Below are 13838 nucleotides of genomic sequence, written 5' to 3' on the forward strand. Positions count from 1 at the left end.
ATAAGCTATGATAGCTTCAAAACTTGGATTCAATAAACAGTTGCAGCCCTGCGGTGTTTGTCAACGTAGTTGTCGCGTAGACCATTCATTTATGCAGCTTCCTTCTGCGCTACCTCAGGCCTTTCAGGGTTGAGTGTCACTGGCCCAACAGGCTGCCATTTTCTCGTCTCTTTTGACCAACGTTCCGGTTGTGCGGCTCGGGCCTGCTGATACAAGGCATGACGTTTGGCCAGAATATCCTTATCAAGACCTTGATGGCGTTCTGCTGGCGTCCCCCGGTGTCAGGATAAGTGTCGCCCCCTCTGATATTCTTTCTTAAACATTGATCAGGCGGCCTGTCTGTCACAGTCAGAACGCCAGCGTAAGACAGATCAAACAGTAGCGCAAACGTATCAAAGTACTGGAGAAAGAACTGACTCGTAAGCCCAGTGCGTTAGCCAAAACAGCTGTCTTGTTAACGCTGCGAAAAAAAGCAGCGGCGGTCTGGTGGGGGCGAGGACGAATAATTAGCACCCCTGATCGCCGATATGCCATTACGCTAATCAATAATGTCCGTGCTCAAGGTGCACGTTTAGCGGCCGCCTGCCGCAAACTGGGCATGAGTGCTCGGACATATCAACGGTGGGCGCGCAATGGTGAACTTCGCGAAGACCAACGGCTTTTGGTTGAGCGGCCGACACCTGCCATCGGCCAGACTATGCCCACTTGCCGCCGGAACAGACCGTGGTAAGGCTGTTCGATGAGGAAGAGCGCTACCTTGCCTTAGCTTACACGGGAAATGAAATACTTCACCTGACTAACCACTATCGCCGCCAAACTAAGCTTTTTCACGGTCACTGTAGACTCTGAGGTTCACTGACCAATACCGAAAACGCTATAAGCACTTCTACCTAAAGAGACGGTTATTGACCAATAATGACCGTTCCTGAACCGGTGATAACGGTATTGCCATGGGAGCCAGCACTACCCAACATCGCGGCGGGTTTTCCGTTGACAAATACGGTGGATGAAACTGCTTGAGTAATTGGGCTGCCACATGCGGATTCGTCGCCTAGCCTTGCAGCAAACAAACTGTCATAAAAAACATCCGGCGAGCCCTTTACCAATGGGTTTTTGCCATGCCCTGGTATAGGGCATGAGGTCATATCAGTAACACGTGCGGCTGGCTTTCCACTCATGATAGAGCTCCTGACGAGGGTGACGTTTATTGATTAAATCTAATAGAAAAACGTATAGGTAAAACGGTTAAGTGACATTAGCTCTCCTCCGGCCTTGCCTTTCCCCACTGCCCAATGCCTTCAGCAATCAAACTCAGTTGACGCACTACCAGAGCACCGGTCTCCTCGTCTCCGCCCGTTAACTGTCGGCGCTGGAACTCCCGCTTGATGCTCTCCCAACGTTGGCGCTCTTCGTCGTCCAACGTATTGCGCAGCTCCTTCAGCTTTAAAAGGTTCTCTTCAGCCCCTTGAGTGAGCAATTGCGCTTCACCTACGTAGTGGTCGTCAATGATGGCTTCAAGCTCACTCTCACTGAGAATAGGCGATATCTTTTCTGCCAGACGATTCATGTTCCGGTAACTGCCTTGAAGCCGGAAAGGAGGCTCGGTACGGTACTCATCAGCCTGGGCGCTGGAGGCGATATACTGCTGATTGACGCGTAAAACCACTTCGCGCACTTTGAACATGTTTTTCAACACGGCTACGATCTCTTCACGCTCAGCAGCGCTGTAATCGTGTTCAAAATCGGTGCTGGGAACCTCGCGCCCTGCAGCCACATCAGCAAACCGGTAGAAGTCGTCCAGCCCCCGTGTTGCCAGCGGCGCCAGCACCGTGTTGGCGCTCATCGAGTTCTCGATATAGGAGAGCGCGAACACCTCCTCCATACCGCTTAACACGTCACCCAGGTTATATACATCGGCGCGGTTGGCGAGCATATCGGGCACATTGAAGACATCCCCGCTTTCCGTATATGGGTTACCCGCCATGGCGATACAGAAGCGTTTTCCACGCATATCATAGGTTTTGGTGCGCCCGTTCCATATACCGTCAATGCGTCGGCTGCCATCGCATAGTGAGATAAATTTCTGTAGAAATTCAGGGTGTGTATGCTGAATATCATCAAGGTAGAGCATGACGTTATTACCCATCTCAAACGCCAAATTGAGTTTAACGAGCTCAGCGCGGGCAGTGGAGTGCGTAGCAGCTTCAGGATCTAGCGAAGTAACATCATGGCCAAGACTTGGGCAGTTGATCTTCATAAAGATCAGCCCCAAGCGGTTGGCAACATACTCCATCAAGGTGGTTTTACCGTAGCCGGGCGGAGAAATCATCATCAACAGACCGCTGTTGTCGGTACGCCGGTTATCCCCCACGGTGCCCATCTGTTTGGCAAGGTTATCGCCAATGATCGGCAGGTAGCTTTCGGTAATAAGCTTGTTGCGCACGAAGGAGTTGAGCGGTTTGGGCGTGTACTCTTCTAGTCGTAAGCGCTCGCGCTGCTCGCGGAGGATACCCTGACGCCGCTCTTGAAGCGCTGACCAGTCTCGAATAACGACCTGCTGGTGGTGACGTAACCGCTCCTGAAAATCATCTAATTGTAACGCCAGCTGCTGTTGGCCAAGCCGCTCGTGCTGGCCCAGCAGGCCCTCAACGGTGAAGGCTAGCTCAACGCTGTGCGGAACACTTTTAAGCCGGTCAGCGGTGTTGAGCATGGCAATGGCTTCGGGCAGGTAATGCAGCCATGCCTCTTGTTTGGCTTGCCGGGCATGGGCTTGAAGCCAGTGCGATGTGATCGTCCAACGTGCGCCGGGTTGGCCCGTGACAACGGCCAATGCCTCTTGAAAATGCGCATAGTGCCCTTGGCGCTGCATAGTGGTGATAAAGCTCTCCACCAAACTGGCAGCGTACTGCGTAACCGGAAAACTCTCGCCCTCTTCTGCCAGTTGGCGCACTAGATACTCATTGGCACTGGCCAATTGGCTCGGTGAGTAAGCAAGCTGATGCGTCTTAAGGAACGCCTCCAACTGCGGCTCAACCTCTTGCATCAAGGCGTGAATCAAATCGTCGTTATCCATGATCCGACACAAAATACCGGCTGACAGACAGCGTGCCCTTAGGTTGCGCGCAGCGTTTTCATCGCGCAGACGACCCGCCCAAAAGAGCATCGCCAACGACCTGGGCAGCGGTCCAAATCCAAGCAGCCCCGCGCTTTGGCGCGCAGGCCACAGCGTACGCACGATCAGCGCAGCATCATGATCATGAATGCCTTTCTCATAGCCTTCTCGGTAGCGTGGGGAGGCAAAATTGGCGATTTTTCGCTGCAGTTCTTCAATATCTTCGACATTGACCTGCTTGGCCCCCGGCGTCGACAGCGTCTGCATAAACAGATAGGCGAGGTACTCAGCGCGATAGACAGCGCGGCTTTCCGAAGGCAGCGACATGTTCCAGTAATCATGCAGCTCCGTTAGGCGGGGATCTTCAAGAGGCTCGTAATATTGAGTACCCGTCAGATGCAGCATAATGCGCTCATCACGGGGCACCAGCGTCAGATCAAGGTTCTGCTGGTTAACACTAAAACGATGACGCGGCCCCAAGCGAATGACGTTGCCACCGGATTCATAAATATCGGCACGGTCTCGCACACTGCGCATCGCTGCATCCTGCGACGCACGCAACCGCCCGGCGATATCATCCGCCTCAAGGTTGGCACCTATATTGCGCAGCTCATCCACCATGCTGCGCACTTTTCCCACCATGGCATCGGCGGCAAAGAAGCTATGCAACTCTTCCAGCGTTTCAAAGCGCTCCGTGCGGCGTGTAACGTTGGATAGAATGCGCTGACTGGCATCGGCCAAGGTGGACACACGGCGCTGGCGTTCATCCTGGAGCTGTTGGCGCCGCCCTTCGATGCTTTCATGAGCGCTTTCACGCTGTTCAAGAATCGTGGTTAGAAACTCATCGAACTCGCCGAACTGACTCTCCAGCTCCTGCAGTTGGTCGAGCATACGGGTCATTAGCTGGTCGCAATCGTCCGGCTCGCGTAACGCCCCTACCCCATTGGCAAGGCTTTGCTCGAACAGACGGATTTGCGCTGCAAACTGCGCCTGGGCTTCGGCACTGCCCTGCTCGCGCAGGCGAATCTCCGCTTCGGAACGCTGCTGGTTAATAGACGCATAAATACTCGAAATATTTTCGGTAATGCGCGTCTGCTCAATGGCATCGCCCCCCGACATGGAAGACAGCAGCCCTTGGATCATATCCAGTCCTGAGGTCAGCTCACGATAACGCGCGACATATTCCGCCAACTGCTGGCGGGTTTCTGCCTCACCCACCTGCGCCTTAAGCTCTGCCAGGGTTTCACGGTAGCCATCCAGCGCTTCAGGCTGAGCCAGAAAGGTAAAGGTCTGCTGTGTCAGCGATGCTTCAGCCTTGTCCAAGGCTTGTTCCAGCGTTTTCAGGCGCTCTTCGTCAAGGTAACGACGTTCTCGCAGCGCCATTAACCGCCCACGATGATCGCGCAACCGCTTCAGATAGGTCACGAAGACATCGGGCGCTTTCCAGCTGCTGGGTTTCAGCTCACGCAGTAAATCGGCCTGCTGTTTACCTACCTCATCAAGCGCTTGAGCGGTCTGAGCGCGGATAGCCTGTACTTTTTCGTATTCGTCGAGCATCAACTCAGCGGTATGCTTGAGTTGTTCGAGCGCCTTATGGATAGCGCTAAAGTCAGGTTCGCCAATCCAGTAAAACTGATTCAGCGTTCGGTCGACGCGGCGAATAATGGCGTTGAAATGCCGCTCGGTCGCCTGCTGTTCGCTGGATAACTGAACGATGCTGTTGAGCTCAGCGATACCGCGCACCAGTTCCGGGTTACCGATTCGCCCAAGCGGCGTATCGTTACGCACCGCGTCTTGCGCATGGAATCGCTCCGACATAAACGGCGTGGCCCAGACCTGGATGGGATGAACCAGCGTCGGCTCTTCTTCGGCATAGAATATCGCCAGGTGTCCGTTTTCAAGCAGTGCCACTCCGTGGCCAACCATCGGTGCATCCACCTGTTTACGAATCAGGTTATAGCGGTACAGCACCACCTGCCCGGTTTGCGGTGCATAGAAGACGTAAAGAACATCTTCACCATTAGGCGAGCGCACCATGCGCTTGAAACGTAGATCCTCTTCAGGCACTTCATAGGTGGTTAATTCGCCCGTATTCAGGTAGAACCCCGATGGGAAAATCAGGCCATGATTTTCCGGCAGCTCAATCACCGACCCCGCCATGGCATCGACACGCTTAACGTGTTGCTCAGCGCGGTTAAAAAGATAGTAACGCCACTGCTTTTCGCTAAAAGGCAGAATGCGGATAAGCAATACCGCGCCCAGGTCGGCGTATTCAAAGGTGGCATCGTCCAGGGACTGGGAGTCAGAGTCGACCGGATCGGTAAAGATGCCTTCGCCGCTACTGGTGTTATTTTCGATTTTGAATGTAATGTTACCGCGCAGATTATCCACGAACACGGCATCAAGAATATTCAGGTGAGGCGCGCGCCCCTGCTCCTGCAAATCGCGCCCCGCCTCTTGCCAGGCAAAAGCGAACCGCTCTGGAAACACCAGATCGCGTTCACCGCGATTATCGATATAACGGCTTACCTCACCCTGAGCCGTCAACTCCCACCGAAAAACCCGCACATCACTGAGCTTTTCACCAATCTGAAAAGCAATCAGCAGTTTGTTATTTAGCGTTACCAGCTGCACCAGCGTGGCGTGACTGTAGTACTGCTGCAGTTCCCGAAAGTCCCGAGTGAACTGCTCATCGGTTAAAAAGCTGTCCGTGAGAGGCGCTTCTGTCAGCTCTAATCCGTCTTCATCGTCCTTGAGATGGTAAAGCGAAAAAATATCGTTAGCATCCAAGGCTTTACGTAGCCCCAACTGCACGTTGAACCCAAATAAAATTTGGTCACCAATGCGCACCATGTCGCGAGCGATAGCGTTGTTTTCAGTACGCACCCGGGCACGGCCTAACAGCGCCATGCTGCTGCTTCCAAAAACGTCTGCGCGCGCTTCGTTCAACTGACCGACGGATGTATTCAGCTCACTGCCCTGAGTTCTCAGGCGGCGTTGAATGGTCTCGAATGCCGTGCTTTCTCTAACAATATTCTCGACCGACGACGGCTCCTTCGACATAGCGTCCTTCGACATAGTGTTCATCCTGAAAAAAGTGCTCAAGCGAAATAGCAAAGACCGCAGCGTGATGAACATGCGGTCTTGGGAAGGCTACGGGTTATTCGGCTGCATCATGCCAAGCAAAGCGGCTCTTGATGAGCCGCCTCTTTTATCAGGCTGATTCCGAGGACTTGCTCGACCCCATAGCACGGCTGGCAAGGCCTGCCAGCGTGGCTTGAAGCGCCGGGGACTTGTCGAGTACCCCCTGCACCGTCTTGCCATAGCCAAGGCCGGTGGCAAATTTTTCGAAGATATCGCCGTCGCCGCCAATCAGTTCGAACTTGGCGTTGTGCAGAGCCGCCGACATGACCTTGCCATTTTCGAGCATGCCCGTGCGCTGTGCTTCAATTTGCGCCATGACTTCCTTCTCATGAACCTCCAGGTTCATGCGGAATTCTTCAAAGTGGCGCGCCTCTTCAGACATGTTGTCGTAAGCACGCAGTTTCTCGACCAGGCCGTTCGCTTCGGCCTTAGCCATCGCTTCACGGGCCTGGGCTTTAGCGGTACCCAGCTTCTCTTCGCCCATTGCTTCCGCTTCTAGGCGCTGTTCAAGCACGCGCACTTCCGCCATACCTGCATCTTCATCGGCTTTTGCCGTCGCGGTTTTCACTTCGGCCAAGGCCATGCCTTCGCTACGCTGGGCGTGAGCGCGGGCTTCAAGTACTTGGGCTTCGGCCAAACCATCTGCTGCCAGCAACGCCTGCTGACCACGTGCCTGCTTCTCTTCGGCCGCAGCGCGCTTCTCGGCAGAATCCAGCTCCGCCTGAGCACGGATGATGGTCTCTTCGGCTTCAAGTTTAGAACGCTCAAACGCCGCTTCGGCTGCGCGCACTTCCTTGAGCTTGCTCTCTTCGGCAACCGCCTGCGCCGCCGTCAGGCTAGTGACTTTCTTACGCTCGGCTTCGGCGCGGTTGCGCACATCGTTGATGTTCTCTTCTTCTTCAGCCACATTCCGCTCAACGGCGATACGCTGGCTGGTAATATCGGCAATTTCTTTGCGCTCTTCTTCCAGCGCTTTTTCCATGCCGATACGCTCAATTTCTACCGCGCGCTCGCGGTTAACGTCTTCAAGCTCTCTGGCCTGACGGATCCGCACCTCCTCAATTTGTACGGCACGCTCGCGCGCCTTGGAGGCCATTTCAATCTGCCGCTGCTTGTTCTCGTCGGCAATCGCCAGCTCTTCATCCGTCTTGATACGCGCCGCTTCACTCTTGGAACGCTCCTGATGAAGCACCTGCTCGGCTTCTGACTCTTCACGCGAACGCAGGCTTTCGATCTCACGGCGCTGACGAGCCTCCGCATCGGCTTGGGTACGCTCAAGCTCTAACGCTGCTTCGCGGGCCGAGACATTCTTGCGCTGAATTTCGAGTTCCTGATCACGCTCCAAACGGTTGGTTTCAACATTGTGCTTCGCCGTAATTTCGGTGATGCACTTGATACCTTCAGAATCCAGAATGTTATGTGGATCAAGCGAGTTTTTAGGCGTCTGCTCCAGATAGTCGATCGCGACATCTTCAAGCACATAGCCGTTCAGATCCTGACCAATGGTTTCGACGATGGCATCACGGAACTGCTGGCGCTCATCAAACAGCTGCATGAAGTCCATCTTTTTACCGACGGTCTTTAACGCTTCGCTGAATTTGGCATTGAACAGCTCATTCACTGCATCGCGGTCAGACGCCCGATTCACGCCCACCGACTTGGCTACCCGCAGCACATCTTCGGCGGTCGCATTCACGCGCAGATAAAAGGCAACGCTGATATCGGCGCGCAAGTTATCGCGGCAGATCAAGCCCTCTTTACCGGTACGGTTTAGCTCAAGGGTGATGACGGAAATCTTCATGATTTCCGCACGGTGAATAACCGGCAGTACCATCGCGCCGGTGAAATACACCTTAGGTGTCGTCGAGAGATCATTGACGATCAGCGTCTCGCCCTGATCAATCTTGCGGTAAAACGCCTTGAACAGTGATAAGAGCGCCATGATAGCGACGACAATAACGCCAATGCCTACTAACAGCGGCATAACCCACGATAAGTCCATTTTCTTCTCCTACATCCAAGCAGTTAATCGGCTAAGCCGGTTTTAAAGTCTTTCTCAGGCATTACCCAGTAAGCGTCTTCGTCGGCGAGATAGTGAATTAGAATGGCGCGGTCGCCGCGCGCTAAGGGCGTATCACTGCGAATCTGTAATATCAGGTGGTCACCTTCGATATAGGCATCGGCTCGGCCCCGCGCTCTATCAACACTGCCAGAACGCACTGTACACAGCGTACCGGTTAAGCGCTTCTCAGCAGACAGATGCTGGGCAGGTTTAAATAGAGGGCGTAAAGGGCGAACCACAAAAGAGGTGACGAAGATGCCTATGGCAAAACTAGCCAGAAGTAAGACAATATGAAAAAGCCAAAGTAATAAACCAGGACTAAGGTGTGCGCCTAAAAGAAGCTCACCAAAATAACTAAATAACCAGCCGCCTAAAGCGACGAGCGTAATCACTAACGGCAGTGGTACACCCTGAAGACCCAGCGTTGCCAGCAAACCGCCGACCCCCATGGCGCCATCACCGCCCAAGTCTCCCTCTGGCACATCACTATCGACCATACCGGATAGCGAAATAAGCCAATAAATAACGGCAATGCTTAACAGCACGGTAAAAATGACGGTTGGAAAACCAGTGATAATAGAAAAAAATAGAGGCATGTGCCTGAGATTCCTTAAACAGAGCGTAAGCGCCACCACCAAGCGATGCCGCTCTAATAAATCCTTTTCGTATCGGTAAGGGCAGTGCAAAGCGGAAACGATATCGCACTGTTCAATGCAGGCAACCAATCCGAACAGCAAACGCTGAACACCCCCTAAAATCGACCAGACGAAACTACAGGAATGCTTATTAATATCAACAAATCAGTGGCTATTTGCGATATTGCTTACAAATGCCATAGCGAATGTCTTACAAAGAGATTGGCTTAAAGAGACTCTAAAAAAGTATCTGACATCAGCGATAATATGCCACCGTCAACTGCATCTGAATTTTCATTTTTTTGCCTACTCAAATGAGAGTGGGTGAATACTAGCAATTACTCAGACCATCCCTACTTTTGAACTCCTCTAAAATGGGGGGTATTACTGTCTCTTCGCTTATCTTAATGCTCGTTTTTATCGGGTGCTGTCCAAATCGGCACATCCTCACGTTTGGGTTCCTGCCAGTCCTGCTGCATCGCGCTATTCAGTGACTCCTCCAGTTTCATAAATAGCTCACCATAACGCGGGCTAAAGCTGATGCCGCCTTCGATCTCTTTCCAAGCCTCAAACAGTTCGTCTTCATGGGCTTCTTCATTTTGTACAAATGACCAAGTCATTTGCTTGGCCCGCATGGGATGTACGCCCATGGCCGATAGTGCATGGCCGCCAAGCTCTAGTGCGGAATGATACGTTTCACTCACCACATCATCGGCCCCGGCTTCACGCAGTTGATAACCATGCCCACGGTCAAAAGCGCGCGCCAGCACCCACACGTTGGGATAGTAGTGTTTTACGTGTTGAGTCATCTGTACAGCACGCTCACGATCATCAATGGCGACCACCAAAAGGCGGGCGCTTTCAATCCCCGCCCTTTCCAACAGGTCAGAACGGCTGGCATCGCCGAAGTAGCTTTTAATATTGATTCGACGAGAGTTTTCGATCTGCTCCAGCTCAAGATCAAGCACTACCATCGGGATATTATTGGCCCGCAGCAGGCGGCAGATGATTTGCCCAAAGCGCCCTACTCCCGCAATGATAACGGGCGCCTGTTCCTCAATGGCATCGGCATCTCGGCCCTCTTTTGCAACCAGATAGTGCGGCAGCACCAAGCGGTCATAAGCAATAAACAGGAGCGGCGTTAAAAACATTGAAAGGGCGACGACCAGCGAGAGCACTTGCGCGGTATCTGCTGGTATCACGCTGCTTTGTACGCTGTAGGTCAGCAGTACAAAGCCAAACTCGCCCGCCTGGGCCAGGCTCAGCGCAAAGAGCCAAAAGTTGCTTCCCTTGATCTTGAACAACCAGGCAAGCGCCAATAACACGACCGCTTTAACAGCAATGACGGCAATACCCAACGACACGACGGTGGCCCACTCGGCCGCCAGCACATCGAAATTAATGCCTGCACCAACAGTGATGAAGAATAGCCCCAGCAGTAAACCTTTAAAGGGCTCGATATTGGCTTCCAGCTCATGCTTAAACTCACTGTTGGCAAGCACGACACCGGCCAAGAATGCCCCCAGTGCTGGCGATAAATTCACCAGGCTCATAAGTGCTGCAATACCGATAACCACCATCAGCGCCGTGGCGGTAAATACTTCACGAAGCCCTGCGCCCACCACATAACGAAAGAGCAACGGCCCCAGGTAATACCCACCAAGTATCACCGCAGCAATGGAGCCTACCACCACTAGCGCATGGGTCCAGCCAGTCAGGTGCGCGACCAAATTGAAGCTACCATGGTCGGGCTCACCACCTGGTGCCCCCATTAATTCGGGCAGTGCTAAAAGCGGAATAAGCGCCAGCATCGGGATAACCGCTATATCCTGAAAAAGCAGAACGGAAAACGCGCTACGCCCGCCTTCGGTTTTCGCCAGGCCTTTTTCATTGAGGGTTTGCAACACAATAGCGGTAGAAGAGAGCGCAAAAATCAACCCGACGGTTAGCGCGGTTTGCCATACCAGACCTAACCACCAGGCAATCAGCGTACCTGCCGCTGCGGTAATGATTACTTGCAAGCCACCAAGGCCGACCAAGCGAACCCGCATCGCCCAAAGGCTTTTGGGGTCAAGCTCCATACCGACCAGAAACAGCATCATGACCACACCAAACTCGGCAAAGTGCTGAATGGTGTTGGTTTCCTGCCCGACCAAGCCAAATACCGGGCCAATGGTAACCCCGGCAATAAGATAGCCCAACACTGACCCCAAACCCAGCCGCTTGGCCAGTGGCACCGCAATGACTGCCGCCAAAAGGTAGATAAATGCTTGAATAAAATAGGCCGTCATACCGCACTCCTTAAACGAGATATCGCTATATTAGACGATGAGCGCCCGTTAATGCTTCGCACTTGATACGCCAGTGCCCTGCCCTTGCTGCACCAAATTACTCGTAGGGCTATTCCATCGAACGACTTGCTCTTTGAGTGACTTGCCCCTCGAACGACTTGACTTCTTCGCCAACCAATATATCGTACTAGTACACTAGTACGGCATTCAACTATTGGTGCGCGCATGCCTATATCCAGTTCTACCGATGATGTTTACCAAACTGAATTGATTAATTACCTTGTGGCCATTGATAGTTCTGAGGCCATGAATGAAGCACTTGAAAGCCTTCTGACGCCTGCAGAGTACCAGGAAATCAGCAAACGCCTGCAGATTTTTAATTTACTGCGTGATGGCGTACCACACCGCAAAATTGCTGAATTGCTGGGAGTCGGCATTGCGACGGTTTCTCGCGGCTCGCGCGCGCTAGGCACTTCTCACTCATTACTGGATCGCTGAATCATGACTATCCACGCCCAATCAGATGCTAGCCCGCGTCCGTTTACTCTGTCGCGTAAGCCCCACTACGTAACGCTTGCCGCAGACTGTGACTTTTTTGGCCTATTCAAAAAAATAGAGAAGCAGTTCGATACCTGTTACATGCTTGAATCGCTGGGTGAAGACAGCCACATCGCCCGTCATTCAATCATTGGATTTGATCCTGAATATACCATTTACGCGAATGGCCAAACGCTGACCATCGAGGGTCGTGCAGGCAAGGCCGAGCACTACTCAAGCGATAATCCTTATGAATTACTGCGCAGCCTGATCCCGCAAAATATTATTTCGCGAAAATATGCCGGTGGGCTAAGCGGCTATTTAGGCTACGATGCGATGCAGTATTTCGAGCCTACGCTTTCCTTAAAAGCCAATGATGACTTCGATACGTTTCGCTTTGGGCTTTATAAAGATGGGCTTATCCTCGATAAGATGACCGGCGAGGTAACCTACTTCTATTACGACCATAGCCGCTCTGATTTCCTGCAAACGCTTATCGACGCTGAGGATATCGAGAGCGACGACCTGAAAATTACCGCGCTTGGCGACACCATGAGCCAAGCAGAACACGCCGCAGCGGTCGCCAAGGTCAAGCAGGATATTATCGACGGCAAGGTGTTCCAGTGTGAAGTCGGGTTTAAAAAGCGCTTTCGTATCGAGGGCGATACGGTCGCTCTGTACGACCAGCTGCGCACGATTAACCCTTCCCCTCAGATGTACTACATGAAGTTTGGTGATCAGAAGCTGGTCGGTGCAAGTCCCGAGCTTCTCTTCCGCTTGCGCCAGGGTGAAATGGAAACTTTCCCGCTGGCAGGCACCACCACCCGAGGCCAAACGCCCCAGGAAGATACTCAGCTGGCCCGTACCCTGCTTAACGATCCTAAAGAGATTGCCGAGCACAATATGATCGTTGATCTACATCGCAATGATATTGGTCGGGTTGCCCAGTTTGGCACGGTCAAGGTGCGCAGCCTGATGGACATTAAGCGCTTTAGCCATGTTCAACATATTTCCAGCGAAATCGTCGGCATTATTGCCGAGGGCGAAGACATGTTTAGCGCCTTGGCCAGCAACTTCCCTGCGGGCACGCTTACCGGTGCACCCAAAATTGAAGCCATGAAAATTATCGATGACCTGGAAAACGATGGCCGGGGCCCTTACGGCGGCGCGGTTGGCCAGTTTTCGTTTAACGGTGACTGCACTTTTGCGATCCCGATTCGTACCGTGTTTGTCAACGGCGAGCGGGCCTATGTGCAGACCTGTGGTGGCAACGTGTTTGATAGTAACGCCGCCGATGAGTATGAAGAAATACGCCGTAAATTTGCCGGCACGCGTAAAGCCTTAGCCCCCTTTATGGATTCGGAGAGCCTGGCATGAAAGTGTTAATCATCGATAACTACGATTCGTTCACCTACAACCTGTACCAATTTATTGGCGAGATTCTCACCACAGAAAAAAACCGTGGCGCGGTCAATGATTTTGAGATTGTGGTAAAGCGCAACGACCAGATTCAATTTACCGATATTGTGGCGATGGCGCCGGACCGTATTATTATTTCGCCGGGGCCTGGCTCGCCAGACGACCCACGCTACTTCGGCGTCTGCGCAGAGGTCATCAAAGAGCTGGGGAAGACCACTCCGCTGTTAGGTGTCTGCCTGGGGATGCAGGGGATTGTTCATGTGTTTGGCGGCCAAGTGGTGAAAGCACCGCTTCCCATGCACGGCAAGATCAGCCCCGTTACGCATACTCAGCAGTCGGTATTTAAAGGCGTGCCGGACCAGCTTGAGGTGATGCGCTACCACTCGCTAATTGCTGATGCAGGTTCGCTACCCGACTGCCTGGAAGTGACCGCTGCGGTGGGTAGCCTGGAGGCGGCCCACTTTGAACAGCGAGAGCACTGGGAAGCCGCTGGGGAGTTCGAGCTGATGGGCGTCAAACACCGCGACTATCCGATCCACGGCATTCAGTTTCACCCCGAATCCTTTGCCACCGAAGGGGGTAAAGAGCTGATTGCCAACTTCTTGCTGGCATAATTCATCTTAAAACACGCCACAAAA

Annotated in this window: 8 protein-coding genes and 1 pseudogene; 3 read left to right on the top strand and 6 right to left on the bottom strand. The window is 53.0% G+C overall.

The window, feature by feature from the left end:
* Positions 1-89 precede the first annotated feature (89 nt).
* The 6 genes and pseudogenes from ACT3T6_RS06845 to ACT3T6_RS06870 all read right to left on the bottom strand — a co-directional run.
* Positions 90-272, bottom strand: a pseudogene (locus ACT3T6_RS06845) (IS3 family transposase); the annotation flags it as partial.
* A 630-nt stretch (positions 273-902) separates the two neighbouring features.
* Positions 903-1178, bottom strand: coding sequence for a PAAR domain-containing protein (locus ACT3T6_RS06850; protein ID WP_193053726.1), 276 nt, complete (start codon positions 1176-1178; stop codon positions 903-905).
* Between the two features lie 77 nt (positions 1179-1255).
* Positions 1256-6190, bottom strand: coding sequence for a DNA repair ATPase (locus ACT3T6_RS06855; RefSeq protein WP_226911983.1), 4935 nt, complete (start codon positions 6188-6190; stop codon positions 1256-1258).
* Between the two features lie 136 nt (positions 6191-6326).
* Positions 6327-8258 carry a flotillin family protein gene (locus ACT3T6_RS06860; protein ID WP_193053724.1) on the bottom strand — a complete coding sequence of 644 codons (1932 nt, stop codon included), beginning with the start codon at positions 8256-8258 and terminating at the stop codon, positions 6327-6329.
* 23 nt (positions 8259-8281) lie between these two features.
* On the bottom strand, positions 8282-8914 hold the full coding sequence (locus tag ACT3T6_RS06865; protein ID WP_193053723.1) for a hypothetical protein: 633 nt from the start codon (positions 8912-8914) through the stop codon (positions 8282-8284).
* 443 nt (positions 8915-9357) lie between these two features.
* The gene (locus ACT3T6_RS06870) at positions 9358-11244 is read right to left on the bottom strand and encodes a monovalent cation:proton antiporter-2 (CPA2) family protein (protein WP_193053722.1); all 1887 of its coding nucleotides are present in this window, start codon (positions 11242-11244) and stop codon (positions 9358-9360) included.
* 225 nt (positions 11245-11469) lie between these two features.
* Between ACT3T6_RS06870 and ACT3T6_RS06875 the strand changes: the two genes are divergently transcribed.
* From ACT3T6_RS06875 to ACT3T6_RS06885, 3 genes are read left to right on the top strand one after another with little or no spacing between them, the layout of a single operon-like run.
* Complete coding sequence (locus ACT3T6_RS06875; RefSeq protein ID WP_087109185.1) at positions 11470-11742, top strand: Trp family transcriptional regulator; 273 nt, start codon at positions 11470-11472, stop codon at positions 11740-11742.
* Positions 11743-11745: 3 nt separating this feature from the next.
* On the top strand, positions 11746-13158 hold the full coding sequence (locus tag ACT3T6_RS06880) for an anthranilate synthase component I family protein (protein ID WP_193053721.1): 1413 nt from the start codon (positions 11746-11748) through the stop codon (positions 13156-13158).
* The gene (locus tag ACT3T6_RS06885; RefSeq protein ID WP_193053720.1) at positions 13155-13814 is read left to right on the top strand and encodes an anthranilate synthase component II; all 660 of its coding nucleotides are present in this window, start codon (positions 13155-13157) and stop codon (positions 13812-13814) included. Before ACT3T6_RS06880 ends, ACT3T6_RS06885 begins: the two co-directional genes overlap by 4 nt.
* The last annotated feature ends 24 nt before the right edge of the window (positions 13815-13838 follow it).

The organism is Halomonas sp. 72 (assembly GCF_052379785.1).
Lineage (GTDB): Bacteria > Pseudomonadota > Gammaproteobacteria > Pseudomonadales > Halomonadaceae > Vreelandella > Vreelandella citrativorans.

Coding starts and splice junctions, on each gene's coding strand:
- ACT3T6_RS06850 (WP_193053726.1), bottom strand. CDS start 1,178: ATGAGTGGAAAGCCAGCCGCACGTGTTACTGATATGACCTCATGCCCT.
- ACT3T6_RS06855 (WP_226911983.1), bottom strand. CDS start 6,190: ATGTCGAAGGACGCTATGTCGAAGGAGCCGTCGTCGGTCGAGAATATT.
- ACT3T6_RS06860 (WP_193053724.1), bottom strand. CDS start 8,258: ATGGACTTATCGTGGGTTATGCCGCTGTTAGTAGGCATTGGCGTTATT.
- ACT3T6_RS06865 (WP_193053723.1), bottom strand. CDS start 8,914: ATGCCTCTATTTTTTTCTATTATCACTGGTTTTCCAACCGTCATTTTT.
- ACT3T6_RS06870 (WP_193053722.1), bottom strand. CDS start 11,244: ATGACGGCCTATTTTATTCAAGCATTTATCTACCTTTTGGCGGCAGTC.
- ACT3T6_RS06875 (WP_087109185.1), top strand. CDS start 11,470: ATGCCTATATCCAGTTCTACCGATGATGTTTACCAAACTGAATTGATT.
- ACT3T6_RS06880 (WP_193053721.1), top strand. CDS start 11,746: ATGACTATCCACGCCCAATCAGATGCTAGCCCGCGTCCGTTTACTCTG.
- ACT3T6_RS06885 (WP_193053720.1), top strand. CDS start 13,155: ATGAAAGTGTTAATCATCGATAACTACGATTCGTTCACCTACAACCTG.